Genomic DNA, 25,425 nt, shown 5'->3' with positions numbered 1-25,425 from the left:
AGGAAGCCACAGGCCATGGATCAGGGAACGATCTGAAACCCGGGGGGAAGGGCGTTCTGGAGCTGCTCAGCGATCCACGCGTGGTCTTCTTTAAAACGCGCTTCATCCTGCGGCGATCCGTACCGGCTGGCCCCACTGCTTGTCAAGGGCACGATGTCCTCTGTCCAGGGCATTCCTCTTTCATGAAAAAAGATCTGGAGGGCCCGGTTCAGCCGCCGGCTTGATATAAGGCTACCGCTTTCTCTCAGAAACCAACGTCGCGGCGCATACCGGGGCAGGTTGTCCAACGCTTCGGCGATGGTTTCCGGAAGATCCGCATCAGGGACCGCCGCCCCCGTTTCTTCCGTGAACATTTCCAGACGCATTCCGGCCATGGACGAGCTGACCACACAGGGAATATCCGATCGGAAATACTCCATTACCGCCCGGCACGCGTTTTCATAAAGCGACAGGTGCACTCCCAGACGGCATCGAGCCAAGAGTTCAGGGATGAGGGATCGGCGCACATTGGCCATTAAGGTGACTCGATGCTCCAGGTGACGCTTCTGGACGGCACGGCTGAAGGCAGAAATGCTTGTGGGGCTTCCCCGGCCGAGAAACAAAGCCGTTTTTATGGAAAGTGCCGGGTGTGTGAGCATATCCAGCATCAGCTCGTGACGCTTTCGCTCCATGTCGTCAAAGGTGGCGTTGAAAACCAGATCGAAATCTTTGGGCACGACAGGCGGCGGCTTGTCGAGGTCTTCGAGGAAATCCCCGTGAGCCAAGCGGATGGGCACGGCGTGATGTTGCGTGGAAAGAAACCGTGCGTCTTCGGCACCGGCCACCCCGAAGAGACAGGGATCCTCGAGCGCGCAAAACCGGCGCCACCAGGCATGACGCCAGACGATCCCCATGGGCGGTTCGACAAAAAAGACGTATCGACGGCTCAGCTCCTCAGTGAGACCCCGTGCCAGAAAAAGATAAGGTAAAGAGAAGACACGAAGGACGCCTTTTTCCCTGTCTTTTTTGGGCCTTTTAAGAACTTGAATGAAATGCCGAATCTTGAAAATTCGGTCCGGCTTCTCGTTGAGTTTTCGATCCAGCTTTTTCCGTTCCTGTTGGAAAAAGTGGACGAGTTCTGGGTCGATATCCGAAGATTCCTTGTCGATGAGACGTCGCCACTGACCAGGAAAGGGAAGAAGCTGCAAATAGCGGAGGGCTTCCTCACGCACCCGCGCGCTCATGGCTGTGGCGGCATAGGCCTCCAATAAAGACCCCTCGTGCCTTAACCACTCGTACGGGGCATCGAGCCCTGGACCGGCTTCCAATTTAGGCCGATGCCATACCGTCAGCGCCTCCAGCGCCTGCCGGAGATCGTCACGTGATTTCCTGTGGTTGTCCCACTGGCTTTCGGCCCACAACGCCGCAGAGTTCAACGCCCTTCGGTGCATGTCCAGAAGTCCTAGGGCTTCCCCGTAGGGCAGCGAAGAAGCCGTCACGGAGTTGCTCCATGGAGAAGGAGGACAACTGCGACCAATCCCAAAACACCGAGCATCTCTTTCCGGGGCCACGGAGGCACATGCACGGGCACGTCGTCCCGATATCCTCGGGCGGCCAAGGCTAACGCGGTGAATTCCGCCCTTTCGAGAGCTTTGTGAATCAACGGGAGGATCACGGTTTTTATGCGACGAACCGGATTTTTGATCAGGCTGCCCCACCGCGCCCGATGAGCCCTGCGGATATCTTCCAGGTCATCTAAGAGCGTGGTGAAGAGGCGTACGGATAAGCCGGCCATGACGGCGACTCTGCGGGCCGATATCCCAGGGACGCGGTGCAGCATCCAGAAGACCGCGTGTTGCACCTCGGCGATCTTCGTCGTAGCCGTGAAGAGCACGGCCCACAGGATCATGAGCATGAGGCGCCATAGGGTAAGAGCCGCCGCTTTGACGGCATCCGCAGGGAGGATTTCGGCAAGCTTCGCCGATCGATGGAGAAGGGCGTTCCACTCCGGAGCCTGGATAAGAAAAACTATGGCGAGAAAAGGTGCCCACGCTCTGACCGTCTGAGCCGTCAAGTTCCATGGCAGTCGAGCTAAGGTCGAAAGGGCGAAAAAGCCTAAAGTGGCAGCTCCAAAAAACGGCGCTTTGGCGAAAAGCAAAACGCTCGTGATACACAGGACGCCCAGAAGTTTGGTCCGTGGGTCCCAGCGATGGACCACCGTAGGCCGCGGAATGTAATGGAGCGCTAATCGCACGGCCACGGCACCAGCCCTTTCCCCAAAAGCACGGAACACGGCGGACGGACGCCATAGCGCCCAAGTTCAGATGCCACGTCTTGGGGAGCACCGCTTCGAACAATCCTTCCTTCCCGCAAGACGAGCACATGATCCACGTGGGCGATCACCTTTTCCACATCGTGGGTGGAAACCACCACCGTGCGTCCCTGGCGGCGAAGTTCGTTCATCGTTCGAACCAAGGCGCAGGAGGCTTCCCAGTCAAGATGAGTGAAGGGTTCGTCAAACAAAACAACCTGAGGGTCCATGGCAAGAACGCCCGCTAGGGCGACGCGCCGCTTTTGACCACCGGAGAGCGTATAGCAGGGCTTTTGGGCCAAATCTTCCAAGCCAAAGGATGCTATGGCTTCTTGAACCCGTCGTTCTCGCTCCCGTGGGGCAAGACCGAGATTTTCAGGCCCGAAAGCAACATCTTCCGCGACGGTATCACACAGAATTTGGATGTCGGGATCCTGAAAAACTAATCCAACCAAGGGCCGCGCTGCTTCAGGCCGACGGTGAACCTCCACTCCGAAAACGGAAAGACTGCCGCCGCTGGGGGGGAAAAGCCCGGCCAAGACATGAAGCAAAGTGGTTTTTCCTTGGCCGTTTGCGCCGCAAAGGAGAAGAAAGACGGGAGTGTCCACCCGGAAACTAACTCCGCGCAGAGCTTCCGTTCCATCGGGATAGGTATACCGGAGATTGACGGCTTCAATCACGGCTTAAAAAGGCTCAACCTAAACGGAGGCCGTTTTCGTGCGATGGAGGATGGCCGGGCGAACGGACCGGGCCAACAGCACGGCCGTAGCGGCTTTAATGCCGTCCCCAAAGAGAAACGGGAACATGCCAACCGTCACCGCTTTGGACCATGTCATGCCCGTGACGACCTTAAGCCATGGCACACCCAATGCGTAAACGACGAGTGTTCCGACAATGACGGCGGCCACGTCGGCTGTTCGATGAGACCAGGCGCTGCTGAGGAAACCCGTGATCCATGCCGAGAAGACAAAACCCACGAGATACCCCCCTGTGGGACCCGCGAGATGGGCCAATCCCCCTTTAAACTGGGCAAAGACGGGAAGCCCCATGGCTCCCAAGAGGACATAAAGGCCTATCGCAGCGGCGGCTCGATGTGAGCCGAGTAGAAGCCCGGAAAGCAAAACAAACAAGTTGGTTAACACAATGGGCACGGGGCCGATGGGCACGGCGATTTGAGCTCCCAGGGCGGTGAGCGCAGTCATCAGGCAGGTCAGAACCATCCGGCGCAAGGTTTCCACAGACATCAGGGCATCTCCTCTGTGCGCTTCTTTGTCTCAGGAACTCCACATAGCCTACTATCCCGTACATCGGATCGGTTGCGTCAACCCGACGCGGGTTCGCTGGTTAACAGAAAGACGCCGAGCTGTCAAGGCTCCTTTCAGAAGTTCGTTGCCTTGTCTTTCCATGTCTGAAAATTCAGGGTTTTGATGACCCAACTGGGGGATGGTGGAAGCCACAGGGCAGGCCCTGTTTACCCTGATCCGAAGACAAAATCGCCACCCGCTCCATGAAACCCTCCTCCAACGGGGATAAGCGAAGATGTTTCTAGGCAGAAGCCGTTTCTTATGTTAGGAGATCATCGATGATTCGCCTAAGGTATCGGGGGCACTGCGATGGCCCCACATGACCGAACCCCTGGATCACAAGGAGGCCTCCATGAAGCGCAAAGCCACGTATCGACTGATGGTCACCCGCCGGGAAATGCTTTACGTGCATGACGAATTCGATCATACGCTGATGCTTGTGGAAATGGAGGGAGAACCCATTGAGTACCAGGTTGGGGTAGCCGGGAAATTTGTTTCCCGACGGAGCGTCACTTTTCATGACCGCATTCGCGGGGCCGGCAAGATGATGGGCTATGCGGTGACCCACTTTGAAGAGGGATCCATTTACAGCAAGTTTGAAGGCGAAAGGGATGCGCAAACCAAGCTGACCAAGGGCACCTGGACCATATACAAAGGGATGGGCAAGTTGGCCACCATCAAAGGGAGCGGGAATTTCACCGTCAAACCTGGAAGTCATGACCGTGAATACATTCTCGACATGGAAGGGGATTACGAACTCTAGATGCGTGGTCGTCCAGACATCCCATTGGACGGTTCAACGACTGTGGATGGCGCCGCCCTAAGCGGCGCCATATTTTTGTGACATCGTCCCCGCACCTCACCTCAGAACAGCCTCGGACAGTCCCGAAGATAAAAAGGAGGCAGCTCGAAAACCTTCTGAGATCCTGAAGGCGGGGCCTTAGAGGAAAAGCTGCCTTGCTTCAACCCAACGGACTTTGTCGATGGACGATCCACCGGCAAGAGAGAAATCACGGAGTGGCCGTGGGCATTTCCCTTCGGAAGCGGCGAAACCGGCGATGGATCCAGTACCACTGCTCGGGATGCCGACGGATGCGCGCCTCGATGATGGCATTGAACAGATTGGTCAAGGATTGCACGCGTTCCTCCACGGTCCCGGCTTTCGGAAAAGGGATTTCAGCGCCGACGTCGATGCGGTAGCGTCCATCGGGGAGTCGATGGTTGAACACTGGATGAACGGGGGCTCCTGTCTTCAGGGCAATGTGGGCAAGGGTTTTGTGGGTGAGGACATAGCCGCCGAAGAAAGGCGCCCAAATGCCCGTTTTCTTGCCCGCATTGTGGTCCATCAAGAATCCCACGATTTCGTTTCGTTTCAGCGCCTTGAGCGCGTGAATCAAGGCGTGGCTCTTGGCGATCACCCGATTTCCGGAGCGTTCTCTTCGGCGGGTTACCCAGCGGTTGAACACTTCAGGATGCACGGGTCGTGCCACGATGTTCAGCCGCGTCGGGAGGATGAACGGGGCACAGTAGGCCATCCATTCCCAGTTGCCGAAATGGCTCGTCAAAATGAGCACGCCCCGACCTTTGTCCAAGGAACGGCAGATGTGATCGGTTCCGTGGGGTTCCACGAATCGGTGGACGTTCTCGGCGCTGATGCGTGTGATCAAGGGAAATTCGCAGAACACCCGGGCTAAGTGTTGGAAGTTTTCACGGGCGATTCTCCTCGCCTCTTGCCCGTTCACCCCCAAAGCCAACACGATATTGTGTTCTGCGATCTTGCGGTGCTTGTGATCCAGAAGAAACCACAAACGCCCGAAAAATACCCCCAGTATCCCGGCACATCTCACCAGGCGGGATTGGCTGGACCCACGAAACGCCCCGTGCGCTCCGGCCTGAGGAGATGTGGGAACGGGGCGAACCCCATGACTCGGGTGACAACCTTCCGAAACGACTGCGGGAGATGGAATTGAGCCGGCGCACATGGGTCCGAAGGGTATCTCTTTCTAAGGCTTGGCCTGGGCGGAGGCCTGAGGTTTCTTCCCCACATTGAGATCGTATGAAAAGATGGTGCTGCGGCTTTCCCAAAGCTTCAAAAGGTCTTTGCCCAAAACGAGGCTGGCGATGAGTTCCGGCGTGCCGTCCCCGTTCAAGTCGCCCAGCCGAATGGAGGACACCATGCCGCTCACTTCGCGGGTTTTCCAGTTTTCTACGAGGCCCAACTGATCCCAGGAAAAGCTCACCACTTCTCCGGCTTCGTAGTACTTAAACCCTTGCGGCAAAAAACGACTCGTGGTGTCGGGGCTCCGATTGACGACAATTTCCGCGATACCGTCTTTGTTCAGGTCCATGACGAGCACGGGCGAAGGAATGTAATAGTACTCGACGTTATTGTATCGCAGGTCCTCCACCCGGCCCAAAAGGTAGTTTGTCGTGGCGCCGAACTGCTGCTGACGGCTGCGCCATAGACGGTTCCCGGCGGAATCCACAATGAGCAACCGGTTGTCGGCCGTAATCACTGCATATTCCATAGAGCTGTCCCCATTGAAATCTCCGACGGCAAAGTTGGAGACGTTACACTGGGGCGGAAGAGGCATGGGCGCAGTGGTTACAGCTTTCCCGTCGCGAAGACGCCATTCGGAAATTTCCGGCTCAAAAAGATCCCCATACCGGCCTCGAGCCTGAGCCAGAGGGACGCGGCCGCGGTTGGGGATGCTGACGGCGTTGACAAAGTACGGGATGCGTTCCGCAGCCACGGCCAGTTTCTTTCCGTCAAATGTCAAGACCATGGAGGCGGGTTCCCAGTCGGTGTCGGAGACTTTGATGCTTTCGGGGCCGGGATTTCGGCCTTTCTTTCTCTCAAGGACGTTGGTCACCAGAATGTCCAGGCGACCATCGCCGTCCGCGTCGGCCAGGGCGAGCCACTTGAAACTGTCCAATTTTCCAGCGCGATATTCGGCAACGCTTTGCAATCCTTGTTCGACGCGTTTGTACACGGCGATGCGAGAGGCACTGAGGGCGACCAGTTCCTCGCGGCCGTCTCCGTCCACATCACCCACATCGATGGAGAGGACGGCTTCGGAAAAAGTCTGGCTGCGCCACAGTCCCGGCTGGCGCAGAGACCCTTCGGGGGTGACTTCGATGAAGTTCGGATTCAGATAGGACACGGCTTGGCCAGGCATGGTGGATTCCGAAAGCAGAAGCTCCGGGTGGCGCGTCGAAGGACCTTCGCTGGAAGCCGGTGCGGATGTTGCCGCCGTGGATCGGTTGAACAGTTGCCGATTGACATCTTCGGCAAGTCGGTTCACCGTGGGAATGAGTTGGCTCAAATTCGGACTCTGATAGGGAAACTGCAAGGGTGTTTCATCGGCCGCTTCGGATACCACTGTGGCATCGAGGCTCACGGCTTCCCCTAGGGCGGTGACACTCCCGTAGAGAACGTAATCGGCTTTGAGTCGCCGAGCCAGGGAGCGGGCCGCCTCAGCGTTTTGCACGGCGGCCGGGGTCTTGGCGGCATCCAGGACCACGGCCTTGTCAAGGACACGCACCTTTCCGGGCCAGGCCAGGCGGGAGCGTAGCATGTCCCAAATGCCGTCCTGAAGATAATAGAGCTCCTTGGGGGTGTTCATCTGAAAGGGAACCACGGCGACGGTTTTCACCGAGGTGTCCTGTGCGGCGGCTGGGAAGACGAGAAAAACCCAGAGAGCCGAAACCGCAAAAGCCGAGGCGACCAATTCCTGAATCCAACGTCTGACCACCATGAAACACCTTCCTTTGCCGGAATTTTAACAAAACGGGCGGATCAGGCCCTAGTGGCCTTCCGACGAGAGAGTAGCGACAAAGCAGACCGTTGCGCAATAAGATTTTCGAGGATTATTCACCGAGAATTTTTGTTTGACATCTTCCGAGACGCCGTTATAAATGCCAGGAAGCGTCTCCAAAAAGGCGCTGGGGCAACGTTCAGGAAAGGGGGTGAGGCGAAGCGCAGACACAGTATCAGGGGCTGAATCATGGTGGGTTTTGAGTCTTCAACTTTTTTAAGGAGGAAAGAGATGAAGAAGAACTTCATCATTTGTGTGGCGATTCTAGCCGCCGTCACACTGGCGCTGCCGGCCTTTGCCGTGGATTTTAAGTACGGCGGCCTCTACCGGCTGCGTTGGCAATCCAACGACAATGTGGGCGACGGTAACGATGATTTTGACGACAACGGCAACTGGTTCGACCAACGGTTGCGGATGCTGTTCACCTTTGTTGCCAGCGAAAACCTGCAATTGGTCACCCACTGGGAAGCGGACACGCTGTGGGGACGTGAATCTCCGGGTGCCGGCCGTCACGGCGGTGGTGACATCGGCGCGGACGCCACGAACTTGGAAATGAAGAACGTTTATTTGGAATTCAACGTGCCCAACACCGCCATGAGAGCCAAGTTGGGTGTGCAAGGCGCCACGTTCCTCAGAGGATGGATGTTTGCCGATGACTTCTCGGGCGCCGTGGTGTCCACAAAGTTGGATCCGGTCAAGGTCACCTTCGGGTACGCCGCGGCCCAGAACACCGACGTGACCACGACCAACGAGAACGTGGACGACTTTTTCCTGTCTCTCGACTACGCCAACGGCCCGTTCACGGCGAGCTTGGTGGGCTGGTACCAATACGCTCATGACACCAATCTGAGCACCTATCCCGATATGTCGACGGGCACTATCGTGTCGAACGCCACGGCAGTGACGGACAATAACCTTTTCAACCTTGGTCTGAGTCTGGGTTACAAGACCAAAATGATGGCTTTGGGCCTGACCGGGATCAAGAACTTTGGCAGCTATGACCTGGTGGGTGGCGCCGGCCAAGACTACACGGGATGGATGTTGGAAGGCACCGCCGATTTCATGTGGGATGCCCTGACCTTCCACCTGGGAGCGTTCTACACCACGGGTGATGATGACAGTGTTTCAAAGTTTGATAACGCCAATGACTATGACGCCTTCGCCTATGCCCGCGGCGCCTCTTATTATTGGTCCGAACTGTTGGGCTTGGGGCTCCTGGATGTCAGTGTCAGCGGCTTTGATCACCTGAGCCCGGCCAACCAAGGAGCCTATCGGGCCGCCGATATTCCGTCCAACCTGTGGGCTCTGAACGCGGGGGTCATTTGGAAGGCGCTGCCGGAGACCTCGGTTACGTTGAACTACTACTATGTAGCCACCGCCGAGGATGTTTTGGCGGATAGTGCCACAGGGGACACTGACGACACCGTTGGTCATGAAGTCAACCTCTATATTTCTCAGGGCATTGTGGACAAGCTGAACCTGACCCTCGTGGGCGCCTACCTCTTTGCAGATGATGCGTACACCATCTTCAAAGACGATGACGACGCTTACGAACTGGGTGCGGTGCTGCAGTGGAAGTTCTAGTCCTGCCGTCTCGAACCAACAGAGGTTGAGATGGGCGAGACGCCCGGGGAGAAGGCCCTTCCCGGGCGTTGCGTTTTTTGCCGAGACGGACGATCTTAAAAAGCCATCGGATTTTGTCCTCATTTGCATATCGCGTGGAGGTGAAGAATGAAGAAACTCACGGTGAGCTTTTTCTGCCTTCTCATGGCTGTGGCGACGGCGGTTCCGGTCTTCGCCGTGGATTTCAAATACGGTGGGATGTACTTCTTGAGGTGGCAGTCTCAGGACAACCTCACGGATGGTAACGACGATGACGATGACAATGGGAACTGGTTTGACCAAAGACTGCGGATGTACTTTACCTTTGTGGGGAGTGAAAAGCTTCAGTTAGTGACCAAATGGGAAGCGGACACCCAGTGGGGTCGGGAAACGCCCGGTGCTGGTCGGCACGGCGGTGGTGACATCGGCGCGGACGCCACGAACCTGGAAATGAAGAATGTCTATTTGGAATTCCTTGTTCCCGGCATAGAAGCGACGGCAACGGTGGGCGTCCAGGGGACGGACATTCTCGGTGGATGGATCTTCTCCGATGACTTTTCAGGTGCTGTTCTCGGAAAAGCGTTCGACCCGGTGCAGGTCCGTCTGGGCTACGTCGCGGGTCAGAACCAAAATGTGACCGACGTTTCGGAAAACATCGACGACTTCTTCCTTGAAGTATCGTATGCCCAAGGGCCCTTCGGCGCTACGGTCGTGGGATTCTATCAGTCCGCCAATAACAACAGAACGAGCATTATCGAGGACTACAACTACGATCAACCGGTGGATTGGTTGAACGGGCGCGATGTCACCGGGAACGATCTCCTCGATCTTGGGATCTCCTTGAGCTACAAAAATGACCTAGTGGATGCCCATGTGAATTTTGTGAAAAACCTGGGCGGCTATGACATTGTCGGCGGCGGCTCCGGCGATTACAAGGGTTGGATGGTGGAAGGCCGCGGGGATTTTTCCATTTCCAATTTCGTCCTCAGCGCCGGTGGCTTCTACACCACCGGGGATGACGATCTGAACGACGATGATGTCGAAGCTTTTGTGTACCCTATCGGGCGGTCCTTTTACTGGTCGGAAATCCTCGGTTTGGGAAGCTTGGACGTCAACGCGGGCGGCTTGGATACTTATAATGCAGTGGGACAAGGTGCCTACGTTCCCGGCGATGGTCCTTCCAATCTGTGGATGCTCACCGCCGGAGTGCAGTGGCAAGCCATGGAAGAGACGGCTTTGACCTTTAACTATTATTACATCGGAACTTCAGAAAAAGTGGAAAGCGCGCCGGGGGAAACGGACGACAGCATCGGCCACGAAGTCAATTTCTACCTGGATCAGGGTATCGTGGACGGACTCAGCTTGCGTTTTGTGGCGGCGTACCTGTTTGCCGACGATGCCTTCAAGACGATCAAAGGCGATGACGACGTGTACGAGCTGGGCGCCGTGCTGGAGTGGGATTTCTAGAGGCGGACCGGCGATGAATGGCTGATCGCGTCGGGTGGACTTCCCGCGATCATGAAAAACCTCGTGGGGCGAATCCGTAGATGGATTCGCCCCGAGGTTTTTTGAGCGGGATGCCCTTCGGGGCCGTGCCCGAAAATCCCGATTGCGTGTTCGCGTCGCCCGAGCATCGTCGTCAAGGCCTGCCACCGTTAAGGCTGCTGCGGAGCGCGCCCTTCCACCGGAGCCGGCCCGACGCCTTGGCACAAGATCTTAGCGGAGAAAGGCGCCCAAGGGGCCTTCTTTTTTCAGGGATTCCTTGGCGCCGTCGGCACCGATTTCTTCCACCTTGCCCCCCATGGCCAGGACGCGATCACAGGCGGCCCACACCACGTCGTCCACGTCATTCAAGGCCCCGGAACAGTAAGGGCAGGCATTGGCCGCCGGCGCATGATCCATGAGGACGTCGCAGCCGGGACAGTGCCACCCCGGAGCCGAGAAGCCCGCCGGAACAAGGATTTGGTAAACGCGGCCCTGGTTCACGGCATTGAGGACCGCTTCGAGCCCCAGGACGGCCTTGGGCGCCTCGCTCTGAGCCTTTCTGGCTGTGGTGATGCATTCGGCCACCAGATCGTGCTCTTGGGCGGCGTCCAGTTCCCGAAGAAACGGTGTCACCGCGTCGAGGAGTTCTTTGGGTTTGGCCGTGACGGAGGCGCGCACCCGTGCGGCGACTCGAGCGAGAACCCCTTTGGGGAGGAGGCGTTTGAGTTCTGCGGTGACGTCCTCAGGGCCGGCGAGAACCACGCGGTCGATGCCGTATTCCTCGATCATGTCGTGGAGCGAATCGGCCACTTCCTTCAGAAACCAATGGCTCCAGGTGGCCGCCCGACGCTGAAAGACCATCTGGGAACGCATATGGTCGGTACCTGCGGTGGCCCGGTGTCGAACGGCAGGAGTCTGAAAGGCTTCTTCCACTTCTTCCACCTCACCCATGGACGCCACAAGAAAACGCGCCTTTTCCCTGTCTACGACGACGATGGCGGTGCGTTCGTAATCTTTCCACGCGTCCAATAAAGGGCGGATGTAGGGACGGCGATCATACCAGACCCCGTTGGGCAGGCGGACCGGAACATCTTCGTGATACGTGTACCCCTCCGAAACATCGCAAAACACCACCAAACTTTTGCCTCTAGGAATGTGCAATCCCACTTGGTTTCGCACCCACTCGGCGTCTTCACGGAAGTGCTCTATCATGCGTGGATCATCCAGAGTCGCCTCGAGATCCTTGAGCATCTGGTCCAAGACGAGTTTGTGGGCGCCGCGGCGGCTGGCGCGCACCTGCGGGTCCAAGTTGAGGTAGACGCTGAGGATCCAGGAACCTTCGGGAGCATGACGGCGAGCTAAACTTTCCAAGGAGCTGGGATGCAACGCCTTCATGGAGGACCTCCTTGCCTGAAAGGTGTGGATGCCAAAACGGTGGCCTTGGGCCGAGCCATCTTTGCATGGAGCTTCCGGTCTTTCTCAAGAATTGTCGCCTGCCGCGCGCGTGCGGTCAAGGACGACCGGGTTGAAGGGAAAAGGCGGGCCTTGAAACGCTCTCAAGAAAAAAGCACGGGACGCGGCCCGTGCTCATAAAGTTTCATGGGGAAAAAACAAAATCCCGAGGAGGGAGCGTCAGGAGAGGAATTTTTGTTTGATCTTGTCCCACGGGGCAAAGGCTGCGAGCAGCCCTGCCGAGATGAGATAGAAGGCGATGATGGATGCGGGAAAGGTCAAATAGAGGAGTGCATAGACCGGAAAAAGCACGGCCAAGGAGACCGCGATCTTTGCCGCGACTTCTATCCATTTGTTAATTTCTTGTCTTTCGTCCATGTGGCCACTCCATCGCTGGATAGTGTGAAAGGATCGGGGGACACGGCGTCCGTTTGTCTTCTCGATTCGGTCCTTTTCTCTATTACCTGAGGGGGAGGGATTTTTCAAGGCTTAAGCAAAGAGGTTCGACCTTTTTTTCACAACGTCATTGGTGCGTCTGCCCTTTCCTCAGTGGGATCCTGGAAGGAAGTGTGGGGGTCACGAAGACAAGCCGTTGAGACTTCCCAAGTTTTTGTTTGCTCCTCGCCTATGGTTTGTGTATAGTTGCACATGACGCGGCCCGAGCCTCTCAGGGCCCATTCTTTCCGTGGAGGCATTCCCTGCCCACGCTCTCGAGGGTTTACGGGACATCTTTCATATACCGAGGAGGATGAGCATGGCAAACACGGTGACACAAAGCATCATGGTGGTCGGAGGCGGCATGAGCGGCATGAGTGCTGCGATCGAAGCCGCCGAGGCGGGCTACGAGGTCTATCTGGTGGAGAAGAACCCGTACCTGGGAGGGCGTGTGGCCCAGTTGCACCAGTATTTTCCGAAGCTGTGCCCTCCGTACTGCGGCTTGGAAATCAATTTTCGACGCATCAAGGACAATCCTAAGGTGAAGGTCTTCACCATGGCGGAGGTCACGCAGATTCGCGGAGGGGAAGGGGATTTCGACGTCACGGTGAAAATCAGTCCCCGGTATGTGAACGAGAAGTGTACGGGATGCGGGAAATGCGCCGAGGTGTGCTCGCTGGAAATTCAAAATCCCTTCAACTACAACATGGACACCGTCAAGGCGGCTTATCTTCCTCATGACATGGCCTTTCCCATGCGCTTTGTGTTGGACCCCAGTCTGGTCAAGAGCGGTGAAGCTCAGAAGGTCAAAGACGCCTGCCCCTACGACGCCATCGAATTGGACATGACGGAAAAGGTGCTGGAGCTCAAAGTGGGCAGCATCGTGTGGGCCACGGGGTGGAAGCCGTACGATATCAAAAAGCTGGTCAATTACGGGGCGGGCACCTTCGCCAACGTGATCACCAATGTCCAGATGGAACGGCTGGCCGCATGGAACGGACCGACGCAAGGCAAGATCCTGCGACCGTCCGACGGGAATCCGCCGAAAACGGTGGCCTTCGTCCAATGCGCCGGCTCTCGGGACCAGAACCATCTACCGTTCTGTTCCGGCATCTGTTGCCTGGCGTCATTGAAGCAGGCGACTTACGTGCGTGAACAGATTCCCGATGCCACGGTATACTTCTTTTATATCGACGTGAGGGCGACGGATCGACTGGAGGATTTTGTCAACCGCGTCAAAACCGACGACAAGCTCATCTTCTTCAAGGGCAAAGTGGCGAAGATCACGGAAGACGGTGCCACCAAGAATCTCGTCTGCCGCGTGGAGAACACCATGACCGAAGAACTCCACGAAATCCCCGTGGACCTCGTGGTGCTGGCGACGGGCATGCAGCCGAACACGTCCGAGGCCCCGCTGCCCACGCCGGTTCCCTATGATGAGTACGGTTTTGTGGCATCCATGGACGCCATGCCGGGTATCTATGCCGCGGGCACGACCCGGACCCCGTGCAATGTGGCCGAATCCGTCGCCGACGGCACGGCAGCCGCTCTCAAAGCCATTCAATCCGTCGTGAGGAGGTAGCTCAATGGATAAGAAGCTTGCCACGTATATTTGTACCGGTTGCGGCATCGGCGATGCTCTGGATATAGAGCAGCTGTCCAAGGTGGCTCAAAAGGAATGCAAAGCCGCCTTGGTCAAAACCCATGCCTGCCTGTGCAGCCAAGACGGCGTCGGGATGCTCAAGGCCGACATCCAGAACGAGGGCGTCAATTGCCTGATGATTGCGGCGTGTTCCCCACGCGTCATGTACGACGTTTTCCGATTCGAAGGCTGCCTTGTGGATCGGGTGAACCTCCGGGAGCAGGTGGCGTGGAGTCAAAAGCCCAAGGACGAAGACACCCAAATGATGGCCGAAGACTACCTGCGCATGTCCGCGGCCAAGATCGGAAAGATGGATCCGCCGGAACCTTACAAGCCCGAAGAGGAAATTTCCAAAGATATTCTCGTTGTCGGCGGTGGAGTCGCCGGCCTGACGGCGGCCAAAGAAGTCTCCCGAGCCGGCTACAAAGCCGTGCTTGTGGAAAGGGAAAAGCAGCTGGGAGGCTTCCAGCGTTCGGTGCAGAAGATTGCGACTTTCCCTTATAAAGGCATCAAAGACAACGACGTGGAAAGCCTCATCCAGGAAGTCACCAAGGACGGCAACATCACCGTTTATACCGGCGCCAAGATTCAGAAAACGGTGGGCGGCCCTGGGGTGTTCCAGGTCAGCATTTCACAGAACGGCTCAGTGAAAGAACATAAAGTCGGCGCCATCGTCATGGCTGCCGGCTGGAAACCTTATGATCCGGCCCAGTTGGATCCGAAACTGGGTTACGGCCAATCCCCTCGTGTGATCACCAACGTCCAATTTGAGGAAATGGTTCAGGCCGGCGGGGTCAAGCGTCCTGGCGACGGGGGTGCGGTGACCAACGTGGCGTTCCTCCAGTGCGCCGGGCAGCGGGATCCGGAAAAGCTTCCCTACTGCTCCTCGGTGTGCTGCACCACGAGCCTCAAACAGGCGATCTACATCAAGGAAAATCATCCTGAAGCCAATGTGTATATCGTGTTTAAGGAAATGAGAACCCCGGGTCAGGCCGAGGATCTGTATCGCAAGGCTCAGGAGGAGGGAGTTATCTTCATCCGGTGCCAAGATCCGCAGGTGAAGGCGTCCGGCACCAGTGTCACCGTGGAGGCGATGGACGAACTCCTCGGCGACACGGTGATCCTCGAGGATGTGGATCTGGTGGTTCTGGCGACGGGTATGGTGCCGGTCACGGCTTTCGGTGAAGACTATGCCCAGGTGCGGGCACGGATGCGGGGTGCGGAAACCGAGCAGAAGAAAGAAGAAGAGGAACTGGAAGTTCCGCAGGACGCCATTTTGGTTTCGGATATCCTCAACCTGGAATACCGCCAAGGTCCCGAGCTTCCTGGCTTGCGTTATGGTTTTCCCGATTCCCATTTCATCTGCTTCCCTTATGAAACGCGACGCACGGGGATTTATGCGGCCGGATGTGTGCGCCGGCCCATGGGCGTGGCGGCCGCTTTGGAAGACGGCGCCGGCGCTGCCATGAAAGCCATCCAGTGTGTCGAACTGGTCAGCCAGGGGAAGGCCGTGCATCCTCGTGCCGGAGACATGAGTTTTCCCGAGTTTTTCATGCAACGCTGTACGCAGTGTAAGCGGTGTACGGAAGAATGTCCGTTCGGGGCCATCAACGAAGACGAAAAAGGAAATCCGTTGCCTCAGCCCACACGCTGTCGCCGATGCGGGGTGTGCATGGGCGCCTGTCCGGAACGGATCATCTCGTTCAAGAATTACTCCGTGGGAATGATCGGGGAAATCATCAAATCCATCGACGTGCCCGAAGAAGATGAAGAAAAACCTCGGATTGTCGTCCTTGCCTGCGAAAACGACGCGTATCCAGCGCTCGACATGGCAGGTCTGCGTCGGATGACCTATAACGCCTGGGTGCGGGTCATCCCCATGAGATGTCTCGGGTCCATGAACCTGATCTTCATCGCCGACGCGCTATCCAAGGGCATCGACGGTGTGCTCCTGCTGGGCTGCAAGTACGGAGACGACTATCAGTGCCACTTTATCAAGGGATCGGAACTGGCCAACATTCGTCTGAGCAAAGTCAAGGAGACCTTGGACCGCCTCGTGCTGGAATCTGACCGCGTGCGTTTCGAAACGGTGGCCATCTCCGATTACGACAAGCTGCCGAAAATTTTGGATGATTTTGCGGCAACCCTGGAAGCTGTGGGGCCGAACCCCTACAAAGGTTTCTAAACGAGGCGCCGTAAGGATGAACTAAGCGAGGAGGCCTGAGGATGAGTATCAAGGTGGATCCGAATTTGATGAAGGATCTGAAGCACTTCGGCTTGAAAGATGCCAGTAAGTGCTTCCACTGCGGGAACTGCACTGCGGTGTGCCCCATGTCGGAAACGGGGACCCCTTTCCCGCGAAAGCTGGTGAAATACGCTCAGATGGGTTTGAAGGACAAGATTCTCCAGTCCTCGGAACCGTGGCTGTGTTATTACTGCGGCACCTGCTCCGACAACTGTCCCCGCGGGGCGGACCCCGGGGAGACCATGATGGCCATCCGCCGTTATCTGACCAGCCAATACGACTGGACGGGTTTTTCTCGGAAGTTTTACACCTCCGAGAAGTTTGAAATTATGGCGGTGATCATCACGGGCCTGATTGTCGGCGTGCTCATGCTCCTTATCCACGGGGAGTTCGATTGGCAACATGCCTCCTTGGAAAAGGCGTGGCCGGCCCACGGGATGGAAATCGCCGACCTCATCATGGCGTCCATCCTGTCTTTCTTCCTCTTGACCAACGTCTATCGGTTCTTGAAATTCAGCATGGGCGATCTGCTGACCAAGATCCCCTTGCGCATCTACGCCAGTCAGGCCAAGGAACTCGTGCTTCACTTCTTGACTCAAAAGCGGTGGGCCAAGTGTGAAGACCGCACGCAATGGGTGATCCACCTGCTCATTATGACAGGCTATACGACGGCCTTCATCCTAGTGGCGGTGCTCTTGGCAGGCGGTTTGGCGGTCTTGGGCCTGACGTGGGAGCCTCTGCGATTCCAGAGACCTTACGACCCGGTTCTGGGACGGGATATCGAGTATCCCTTGTTCCACCCCATCCGTCTCCTGGGCTACTACGCCACCGTGGCCATCCTCATCGGAGCGACCTATGCGCTCATTGGGCGGTTCCGCAAGAGCAAGGCGCCTTACAAGAATTCCCACGGTACGGACTGGATGTTCCTCGTGCTCTTGGAACTCACGGTGATCACCGGGATCTCGGTGCACATTCTCAGGCTCATGGATATTCCGTTCGCGACCTATGCCATGTATATCCTCCATCTCATGATCGCCGTCCCAATGTTGGTGCTTGAGGTCCCATTTTCCAAGTGGTCTCACTTGGCTTACCGGCCCTTGGCGGCATACCTCAAGGGTGTGAAAGAGAAGTATTTTGAAGAGATCAAGGGGAAGGAAAGTCAGGCTGCCGAGGCCCAAGCCGCCGAGGCATAGAAGTTTTCCGCGACGCGGCTGGTCGCGCGTGAGCTTTGTCGGGGCATGGGCCGCCGTGCCCCGACAATGTTCCCCCCGAAGCTAACAAAAAAGAGCATTTCCGGAAAGCGTCCCCCCAGCGTCCCCGCTCGGTTTTCGTCCGCTTCCAGACCCAGACAGTATCGGAACATCTGCAAGATGGAACATGCCTCTGAGGGTGATGTGCGGCCTGCGGCGGTCGGCTTTTGGGATGCCTACGGCGATGATCACCCCCTCAGATCCGCCGCGTCTCTTTAAGCTCCGGGAAGTGTAATGGTCGGGGACGGGTCCTTCTAGGGAGTCGGGGCGCCAGGAGTGGTAAAGAAAAAGGCGCGATTGGGAACGAACATCTTCCCAGGGTTCAGAATATCACGCGGATCCAAGGCGCGTTTGATGCGCATCATGGCCTCAAAAGCTCCCGGATGGACTTCCCACTGGAAAAAGCAGCTCTTGGTGAGGCCGATCCCGTGTTCGCCGGACAGGGTGCCCCCGAGGCGGAGAACTTCCTGAAAAAGTTCTTCTACGGCCCTTTCCGCGCGGGCCATCTCCTGAGGGTCGGAACGATCCACCATAATGTTTGTGTGAATGTTGCCGTCTCCGGCGTGTCCGAAGCTCGCAATAACCAAGTCATATTTTCGTGCGAGCGCCTGATTGAACTTGATGAGATCGGCGATCCGGGACCTGGGAACCGTGACGTCTTCGTTGATTTTCCCCGGTCGTATGCGGCCTAAAGCGGGGGAAATGGCGCGTCGTGCCGTCCACAGTTTTTCTCTTTCCGGGCCGGTTTCTGCGACGTTAACCTGTGAGGCGCCGTGCTCGCGGAAGATCTTTTTCATGGCCGCGACGTACCGGGGAAGCACCTCGGGGGGGCCGTCCACCTCGGTGATGAGCATCCCGTCGGCACGCCCCTCGATCCCCAGAGGGACGTGATTATCCACGGCCTGGAGTGTGGCGGCATCGAGCAGCTCGAGACAGGTGGGGACGATCCGGGCCTGCAGGACGGCGCAGACGGCACGACCGGCTTGTTCGATTTCCGGGAAAACGGCGGACACAGTCATGAAGGCTTCCGGTGCAGGGATCAGCCGAAGAACCACCTTGGTGATGATGCCCAAGGTCCCTTCCGAACCCACAAGAAGCCTCGTCAGGTCATAGCCGACGACGCCTTTCATGGTACGGGTTCCCGTGGTGATAAGCTCTCCTGTGGGAAGGACAACCTCTAATCCGAGGACGTATTCCCGGGTCACGCCGTATTTGACGGCCCGGGGACCGCCGGCGCAGGTGGCCACATTGCCGCCGATGGTCGAGAATTCCAAACTGGCAGGGTCGGGTGGGTAGAACAGCCCATAGTGAGCGACGGCTTTCTGAAAAACGCCGGTGACGACGGCAGGTTCGACGACGGCTGTCATATCGTCGCTGTGGATTTCCAGAATCCGGTTGAGCCTGGCCAAGGACAACACGATGCCCCCGCGCTCAGGGACACAGCCGCCGACCATACCGCTTCCCGCGCCTCGGGGGTACACGGGGAATCGCCATTGGTTTGCCAGGCGGACGATCTCTGCGATCTGTTGCGCGTTGGCGGGAAAAACGACGGCCTGGGGCACGGCCGACAATTTACTGGCGTCGTATCCATAGGCGACCCGATCCTCCAGAGCCGTGAGGACATGGTCTTCTCCGACAATTTCTCGAAGCCTGTCCAGAGTTGCGTGATTCATGGGAGGAACTGATGGGGTCATCGTCTTTTCCGGCCGCCTTTCAGGTCTGTGGATTTGGATTTTTCCATCTTTGTTTTTCCGAGAAAATATACTAACCGACAAGAGGAGTCCATTTTATTGATCGGGCGGGTTGAAGCGGTGACAGACACCTTGGCGGCCGTGATGCACGAAAATACGGTTTCAAAAACACCGTGCAATGTCTTCGGGACCCCGGACATGAACCGGTCAACGACCGCAGGCCGAGGCGCGCGGATTTTCGGATATCTCGATGAGATGGAGATACGGATCTTTGGAAGTCATGAAAAAGATAACGCGGCTGGGTTTTATCGTTCTTTGGGCGGCGATGTGGGGATGGGCGTGGGCCGGCGAAGACCCGAGGGATTTTCTTAAAGTGAGCGGGCCCTGCGGTTTGGACTTTCCCAAGGACCATGGAGCGCATCCCGGCTACCGCACCGAATGGTGGTATTACACAGGCAATCTCCGGACGGCGACAGGTCGCCCATTTGGTTTTCAGCTCACTTTTTTTCGATACCAATTGAGCCCGGGCGTGGAAGATCCTGCGCAGACCGATCCTTCGTCTCCGTGGCGGACAAACCAGATGTATTTTGCTCATGCGGCCTTGACCGATATTTCGGGAAAGCGCTTCCACTATGAAGAAAAAGCGCGCCGCGGGGCGCTTGGTCTTGGGGGCGTGGAAACCACCGAGGAGGCGGTGACGGTGCGGGTCCATCCGTGGAGCACCTTTATCGGGCCGGACCGTCATGAGCTGCAGGCGGAAGCCCGGAATTTTGCTTTGCATCTTCGCCTCGTGCCTCGAAAACCCCTCATCCGTCATGGGATCGACGGCTACAGTGTCAAGGGATCCGCCCCGGAGCGGGCCAGCTGCTATTATTCTTTCACGCGGCTGGAAGCCCGAGGGGAGGTTCGCGTGGGAGGCGAAACCCATGCCGTTACAGGCTTTGCGTGGATGGATCACGAATTCAGTTCGGAACCCTTAGAACCCGGTCTCCAGGGGTGGGATTGGTTCAGCCTGCAGTTTGCCGATGGAACCGAGCTCATGCTTTTCGGCCTGAGACAGAAGGACGGTGCCTGGCATCCCGCCTCCAGCGGGACCTTCGTGGACCTTTCAGGTGAAAAGCGACATCTTTCGCGGGACGATATGTCCCTGGACGTCCTGTCGTGGTGGAAAAGCCCGCGATCGAAAGCCATGTATCCGGCGGGATGGCGCCTTCGGGTGCCGAGTCTCCACATGGAGGTGGAGATCTGGCCGAATCTTGCCGACCAGGAACTGGAAACAGGCTCCAGCACGGGGGTGACGTATTGGGAAGGATCTGTCTCGTGCCGAAGCCTGCGTGCTGGTGTTTCCGGGGAAGGATTCGGTTATGTGGAACTCACCGGGTATGCCCGACCGTTTGATACCCCCTTGTGACGGTTGAACCTTCGTGTCTGCTTCTTGACTTTCACCTTTTATTCACCTTATTTTAACCTCAAAGGGAGATTCCCGAGAGTGCTCAGAGACGCACCGGGTTTCCCATGAGCGGACACCCAAGGGACGCGCTCGGTGCGGTTTGCATCGGAGCGCCAGGATCTGGGGTCTTCGACGGGGTGTGCCTGCAGTCATCTTCTGGGGAACTCCCGGGAAGGCGTGTGCCCAGAGTGTTTTCTTCTCCGGCTGGGGTGTTCCGTCCTTCTGCAGAACGCGGAGGAAATGTGCGGTGTCCGGAGAAGTGAGCCGGCAATCCGCATCGCCTCCGGCTGGCCCTTGCCATATTGGACACGAGCGGGCGTTTTCGAAAGAACCTCCTGTCAGGGAAGGATGGAGCGCCCGTCGTGGTGGCGGCGTCGGAGCGACGGGACGTCGTGAAGAGGCGTCGGGAGCATAGGTTATGGAACGGGCGGTAGTGCATCTTCATGTTCCCGATTTTTGTGCGGTCCTGGAGGAATTGCGGGATCCGTCCAAGGCGCGTCGGCCTTTGGCAGTCGCCGATCCCGGCGGACGGGCTGTGGTGTTGGGGGTAAACGCTTTAGCCCGTAGGGAAGGGATCCGCGAAGGGATGCCGTGGGCTGTTGCTGTCCGGCGGTGTCGTGCCTTGCAGGGGGTACCTCCTGACCGACCCTTTTACCGCCAGGTCCACGAGATCCTTGTTCGAGATCTCATGAGGTTTTCTCCGGTGGTGGAAGGGGGAGCTTTCGGCCGCTACTTTGTGGACCTTTCAGGCACGCGGCGTTTATGGGGTCCGGCGACGGACACCGCCTGCCGCCTGGAGGAAGAGATCCTGCGCCGCCATCGGTTGCCGACACGGGCCGGCCTGGCGGGGAACAAACTTGTGAGTCAGGTTGCCGCGGAGTGCGTGGATGTGGGCGATGTGAGCCGAGTGTTTCCAGGGGGGGAGCGCACCTTCCTCCAAGGCCTTTCCGTGGACATGCTTCCCGGCATCGGGGCAAAGACGGCGGATCGCCTCAGAGATTTCAACATCCGCAGGGTCGGGGAATTGGCGGCCCTCGGCCAAGAGGCTCTTTTTCCCGTTTTTGGGAATCACGCCCCGCGGCTTCTGCGCCTTGCCCGTGGCGAAGACTCTCTGCCGGTTGTGCCCTTTGAAAAAGAGGCGGTTTTGCGGCTGGTTCACGACATGGAGCGGGATGAGATCGACCGGGATCGGATCGACGCCGCGCTTTTTCATCTTGCTGAAGAAAGCGGCTGGACCTTGAGACGCCGAAACCGCATTCCCAGGCGGGTTGTTTTGGAAGTGCGCTATGCCGACGGCGTGGAGGTACAGGGATCACGGGACATGGGAGCCGTCGAGCAGGTGTTGGATCGGTTTCTTTTTCAAACGGTCCGCGGCCTTGCCCGATCGGTATGCCAAAGACGGGTGGCGGTGCGGCGGATCGCCGTGACGTGGACCGGATTTCGAATGCCCTTGCGGCAGCTTGTGTTGTTTCCCGATACGGGGCCGGCCGGAGCCCGGGAGGTTCGGATCCAGACGGCTTTGGATGCCATCCGGAGCCGCTACGGCCCCGAGGCCCTTGTCTGGGGATTGACGTGTGCGGGGCGAGGATGACCGGGGTGGTGCCGATCGAAGACGAGCCATGCTGTGGGTGGTCCATACCTTTTATTCCTTCATGCGGGGGGTGAGCTCTCCGGAGGTTTTGTGTGAGCGTGCGGCGCACCGGGGGCACCGGGTCGTGCTCTGTGCCGACTGGAACGGCTTTTACGGCCTGGTGCGCTTCCTCGCGGCGGCTCGTCGCTTCGGGATTGCCCCGGTCGTCGGGGTGCATCTCGTGCACCAAGGCCGACATGTGGTGGCCATTGCCAAGAACCCCAAAGGCTATGAATGGCTCTGCAGGTTGGTCTCCAACCTTCATTTAGATCCCGCCTTTTGCCTTGAAAAGGCTTTTCCCGATGCGGGAGACCATGTGGTGGCGATCAGTGCCGACGAGAACTTTCTCCGAGCCGTTTCTTCAAGGGTGGAGGCTTACGCGGCGGTGGTTCCCGGACCCGCAGGACGACGGGTCCTCCGGATGGCTGAGGCCATGGGACTTCCCCCGGTGGCTGTCCACCCTGTCTATTTTGCCGACCCCGAAGATTTTTCCCTTCATCGGCTCGTTCGGGCCATCGACACCAACCGGACTTTGAGCACCTTGGATCCCCGGGAGTTGGTTTCGCCGGAGGCGTGGCTGAAACCTCCTGAAACGGCGAAGCGACATTTTCCCCACTGTCCGGAAGCCGTCGCCACCGGGGAAACGCTCCTGCGAAAATGTTTCCAGGATTGGGGCCGCTTTGAAACGATTTTCCCTGATTACGGCACCAGCCCCGGGGATCGCTTCGACGACTTGGTGCTGCGGTGCCGAGAGGGGATCCGATGGCGTTACGGGCGGAGTTTTCCCGAACTGGAAAAACGGCTCGCTTCGGAATTGGCGCTCATTCATTCCAAGGGTTATGTGGATTACTTCCTTGTGGTCGCCGACATTGTGGGGCGTCGGCCCATCCATTGCGGCCGTGGAAGTGCGGCCGCCAGCCTGGTGAGCTACCTTTTGGGGATCACCCATGTGGATCCGCTCAGACACAAACTGGTTTTCGAGCGCTTCCTCAATCCGCACCGTAAGGATCATCCGGACATCGACGTGGATTTTCCGTGGGATGAACGGGACGCCCTTTTGGAAGAGGTAGAGCGCCTCTATGGGCCCGACCGATTCGCCATGGTGGCGAACCATGTGGGGTTCGGGGCTCGAGCCGCGGTGCGGGAAACGGCCAAGGTGTACGGCATTCCCGCCGCAGAAATTAAGGAGGTGACGCGGCGATTGAGTGGTTGGACGCGTCCCGAGCGTATTGAGGAGCGGATTCGGTCTCATCCGGCCTTTCTCGGTTTTCCTTTGGATCCTCCGTGGCCGGAAATTCTTCGGTTGGCCGCACGGCTGGAGGGGCTTCCCCGGCACCTGTCGGTGCATTGTGGGGGTATGGTCTTGGCGCCCGACCGGGTGGACCGTCGGGTGCCTGTGCAACGGGCGGCCAAAGGGGTGCGGGTCATCCAGTGGGAAAAAGATCAGGCGGAAGAGGGCGGCTTGGTCAAGATCGATCTCTTGGGGAACCGTTCTCTGGGCGTGATTCGGGATGCTTTGAACATGGTGGAGGAAAATACCGGGTGCCGTGTGGATTATGCGTCCCTGAATCCTGTGGATGATCCCGAAGTCCAGAGCCTTCTGGCCCGAGGAGACACCATGGGGGTGTTTTACGTGGAATCTCCCGCCATGCGGCAGCTGCAGCAGAAAACCAGGCGAGGAGACTTTGAACATGTGGTGATCCATTCGTCCATCATCCGGCCTGCGGCGAACCGCTATATCCACGCGTACATCGAGCGACTCCACGGAAAGCCCTATGAACCGCTGCATCCTGATCTGAAAGATCTCTTGGAGGAAACCTACGGGATCTTGGTTTACCAAGAACAGGTCGTGTTGTGCGCCATGGTCTTGGCCGGCTTTGATTGGGCGGAAGCGGACGGGTTGCGCAAGGTGTTGAGCAAAAAGAGCCGGGAACAGATCGACGATTACCGACGGCGCTTTCAGGAGGGCTGCCGTCGTCGGGGTGTGGGCGACGACATCGTCGAAGCCCTGTGGGATATGTTCACCTCCTTTGCCGGCTATTCTTTTTGTAAGCCTCATTCTGCATCCTACGCTTTGGTGAGTTTCAAATCCGCGTGGTTCAAGACCCATCACCCGGCCGAATTCATGGCCGCCGTCATCGCCAACGGAGGAGGGTATTACACAGCTTTCGCCTACATTTCTGAAGCGCGGCGTATCGGCTTGGAAGTTTTGGGGCCCGATGTGAACGAAAGCCGGTGGAAGTGTTGGGGCAAAGGACGCACGATCCGCTTAGGGTTGCAACTACTTCACGGCATTCGGCGGGACACCGTGGATCGATTGCTCGAAGAACGGGCTCGACACGGTCGTTTTACCTCTTTGGATGACCTTTTTGCCCGGATGCCTCTGAACCTCTCGGACGCCGTGGTGCTGGCCAAAAGTGGGGCTCTGGATTCCCTCGCCGTACCTTATCATCGAGGCGAGCTTTTGTGGTGGATCCACGCGCGGTGTGCTCGCTCCCATGGCCAAGACGTCCCACATGGGGTTCCGGTGGGCAGGAACCCGGGGCCGTATCCTCGAAACAGATCGTTCGGGGGCAATGTTGTCCGTGCCCCGGGGCTGCCGCCTCCTGAGAAAGAGGTGTTGTGGAAGCATGAACAGGAGGCGATGGGTTTTGTGTTTTCCGTGCATCCCCTGGTATGTTACGAGGCGGCCTACCGAAAACGGCCTCGGCCGTGGATTCGCGCCGTGGAACTTCCTCGGTTCGTCGGGAAAATGGTATGGGTGAAGGGATGGCCCATCACCCGAAAGGAAGTGGTGACCCGAGAAGGGGATCCCATGGCCTTTGTGTCCTTTGAAGATGAAACGGCCATATATGAAACGGTTTTCTTTCCCGAGGCGTATCGTCGCTTTTGTCAAACACTCGGATGGGAGCGGCCGTATGCCCTCCGGGGGACGGTGGAAGAATCTTTCGGCACCGTGAGCCTGAGCGTGTCCTACCTCGAACCCGTTGCTTAAACCTTTCCGAAAGGTACCGCCCAAAATCCACCGGCACCTGTCTTGGAATGAAGCCCTTAACTGCGAACCTGCAGGCGAAGAAATCTCCGACACAGCCACGGCCTTCTGGATGTCCGGTTTCAGGGCGGCAACTGGT

18 protein-coding genes are annotated in these 25,425 nt (G+C 57.8%); 9 read left to right on the top strand and 9 right to left on the bottom strand.

The window, feature by feature from the left end; all coding sequences use genetic code 11:
* Positions 1-20 precede the first annotated feature (20 nt).
* From ACZ5K9_RS02710 to ACZ5K9_RS02695, 4 genes are read right to left on the bottom strand one after another with little or no spacing between them, the layout of a single operon-like run.
* Positions 21-1,478 (bottom strand): glycosyltransferase, encoded by a 1,458-nt coding sequence (locus tag ACZ5K9_RS02710; RefSeq protein WP_464272884.1) that lies wholly within the window; start codon positions 1,476-1,478, stop codon positions 21-23.
* Positions 1,475-2,239, bottom strand: a complete 765-nt coding sequence (locus ACZ5K9_RS02705) for an energy-coupling factor transporter transmembrane component T family protein (RefSeq protein ID WP_464272883.1) — start codon at positions 2,237-2,239, stop codon at positions 1,475-1,477. The genes ACZ5K9_RS02710 and ACZ5K9_RS02705 overlap by 4 nt, the downstream gene beginning before the upstream one ends.
* Positions 2,224-2,970, bottom strand: a complete 747-nt coding sequence (locus ACZ5K9_RS02700) for an energy-coupling factor ABC transporter ATP-binding protein (protein ID WP_464272882.1) — start codon at positions 2,968-2,970, stop codon at positions 2,224-2,226. The genes ACZ5K9_RS02705 and ACZ5K9_RS02700 overlap by 16 nt, the downstream gene beginning before the upstream one ends.
* Before the next feature lie 18 nt (positions 2,971-2,988).
* Positions 2,989-3,534 (bottom strand): biotin transporter BioY, encoded by a 546-nt coding sequence (locus ACZ5K9_RS02695; RefSeq protein WP_464272881.1) that lies wholly within the window; start codon positions 3,532-3,534, stop codon positions 2,989-2,991.
* Between the two features lie 412 nt (positions 3,535-3,946).
* On the opposite strand from ACZ5K9_RS02695, the gene ACZ5K9_RS02690 reads away from it, so the two are divergent.
* Entirely contained in the window at positions 3,947-4,357 is a 411-nt protein-coding gene (locus ACZ5K9_RS02690; RefSeq protein ID WP_464272880.1) for a hypothetical protein, read from the top strand.
* A 247-nt stretch (positions 4,358-4,604) separates the two neighbouring features.
* On the opposite strand, the gene ACZ5K9_RS02685 is transcribed toward ACZ5K9_RS02690, so the two are convergent.
* Complete coding sequence (locus tag ACZ5K9_RS02685; protein ID WP_464272879.1) at positions 4,605-5,576, bottom strand: lysophospholipid acyltransferase family protein; 972 nt, start codon at positions 5,574-5,576, stop codon at positions 4,605-4,607.
* A 21-nt stretch (positions 5,577-5,597) separates the two neighbouring features.
* On the bottom strand, positions 5,598-7,352 hold the full coding sequence (locus ACZ5K9_RS02680) for an FG-GAP-like repeat-containing protein (protein ID WP_464272878.1): 1,755 nt from the start codon (positions 7,350-7,352) through the stop codon (positions 5,598-5,600).
* A 291-nt stretch (positions 7,353-7,643) separates the two neighbouring features.
* On the opposite strand from ACZ5K9_RS02680, the gene ACZ5K9_RS02675 reads away from it, so the two are divergent.
* Both ACZ5K9_RS02675 and ACZ5K9_RS02670 read left to right on the top strand, forming a co-directional pair.
* Positions 7,644-8,996 carry a hypothetical protein gene (locus ACZ5K9_RS02675; RefSeq protein ID WP_464272877.1) on the top strand — a complete coding sequence of 451 codons (1,353 nt, stop codon included), beginning with the start codon at positions 7,644-7,646 and terminating at the stop codon, positions 8,994-8,996.
* 147 nt (positions 8,997-9,143) lie between these two features.
* Positions 9,144-10,481 (top strand): alginate export family protein, encoded by a 1,338-nt coding sequence (locus ACZ5K9_RS02670; protein ID WP_464272876.1) that lies wholly within the window; start codon positions 9,144-9,146, stop codon positions 10,479-10,481.
* Between the two features lie 249 nt (positions 10,482-10,730).
* On the opposite strand, the gene ACZ5K9_RS02665 is transcribed toward ACZ5K9_RS02670, so the two are convergent.
* Together ACZ5K9_RS02665 and ACZ5K9_RS02660 are read right to left on the bottom strand one after the other, a co-directional pair.
* Entirely contained in the window at positions 10,731-11,894 is a 1,164-nt protein-coding gene (locus ACZ5K9_RS02665; protein WP_464272875.1) for a baeRF10 domain-containing protein, read from the bottom strand.
* A 237-nt stretch (positions 11,895-12,131) separates the two neighbouring features.
* Positions 12,132-12,329: a hypothetical protein gene (locus ACZ5K9_RS02660; protein WP_464272874.1), complete on the bottom strand. Its 198-nt coding sequence runs from the start codon at positions 12,327-12,329 to the stop codon at positions 12,132-12,134.
* Between the two features lie 376 nt (positions 12,330-12,705).
* Between ACZ5K9_RS02660 and ACZ5K9_RS02655 the strand changes: the two genes are divergently transcribed.
* From ACZ5K9_RS02655 to ACZ5K9_RS02645, 3 genes are read left to right on the top strand one after another with little or no spacing between them, the layout of a single operon-like run.
* Positions 12,706-13,968, top strand: a complete 1,263-nt coding sequence (locus ACZ5K9_RS02655; RefSeq protein WP_464272873.1) for an FAD-dependent oxidoreductase — start codon at positions 12,706-12,708, stop codon at positions 13,966-13,968.
* Positions 13,969-13,972: 4 nt separating this feature from the next.
* Entirely contained in the window at positions 13,973-16,213 is a 2,241-nt protein-coding gene (locus tag ACZ5K9_RS02650) for a hydrogenase iron-sulfur subunit (protein WP_464272872.1), read from the top strand.
* 41 nt (positions 16,214-16,254) lie between these two features.
* Positions 16,255-17,466, top strand: a complete 1,212-nt coding sequence (locus tag ACZ5K9_RS02645) for a 4Fe-4S dicluster domain-containing protein (RefSeq protein ID WP_464272871.1) — start codon at positions 16,255-16,257, stop codon at positions 17,464-17,466.
* A 311-nt stretch (positions 17,467-17,777) separates the two neighbouring features.
* On the opposite strand, the gene ACZ5K9_RS02640 is transcribed toward ACZ5K9_RS02645, so the two are convergent.
* Positions 17,778-19,217, bottom strand: a complete 1,440-nt coding sequence (locus tag ACZ5K9_RS02640; protein WP_464272870.1) for an FAD-binding oxidoreductase — start codon at positions 19,215-19,217, stop codon at positions 17,778-17,780.
* A 247-nt stretch (positions 19,218-19,464) separates the two neighbouring features.
* Between ACZ5K9_RS02640 and ACZ5K9_RS02635 the strand changes: the two genes are divergently transcribed.
* The 3 genes from ACZ5K9_RS02635 to ACZ5K9_RS02625 all read left to right on the top strand — a co-directional run bounded on the left by ACZ5K9_RS02635 (position 19,465) and on the right by ACZ5K9_RS02625 (position 25,289).
* Positions 19,465-20,625 carry a lipocalin-like domain-containing protein gene (locus ACZ5K9_RS02635; RefSeq protein ID WP_464272869.1) on the top strand — a complete coding sequence of 387 codons (1,161 nt, stop codon included), beginning with the start codon at positions 19,465-19,467 and terminating at the stop codon, positions 20,623-20,625.
* Between the two features lie 457 nt (positions 20,626-21,082).
* On the top strand, positions 21,083-22,255 hold the full coding sequence (locus tag ACZ5K9_RS02630; protein ID WP_464272868.1) for a DNA polymerase Y family protein: 1,173 nt from the start codon (positions 21,083-21,085) through the stop codon (positions 22,253-22,255).
* Between the two features lie 28 nt (positions 22,256-22,283).
* On the top strand, positions 22,284-25,289 hold the full coding sequence (locus ACZ5K9_RS02625; protein ID WP_464272867.1) for a DNA polymerase III subunit alpha: 3,006 nt from the start codon (positions 22,284-22,286) through the stop codon (positions 25,287-25,289).
* The last annotated feature ends 136 nt before the right edge of the window (positions 25,290-25,425 follow it).

This window comes from Desulfosoma profundi, assembly GCF_055387865.1.
The sequence above is the reverse complement of the archived record's forward strand: the minus strand, read 5'-3'. Positions and strand labels throughout refer to the sequence as shown.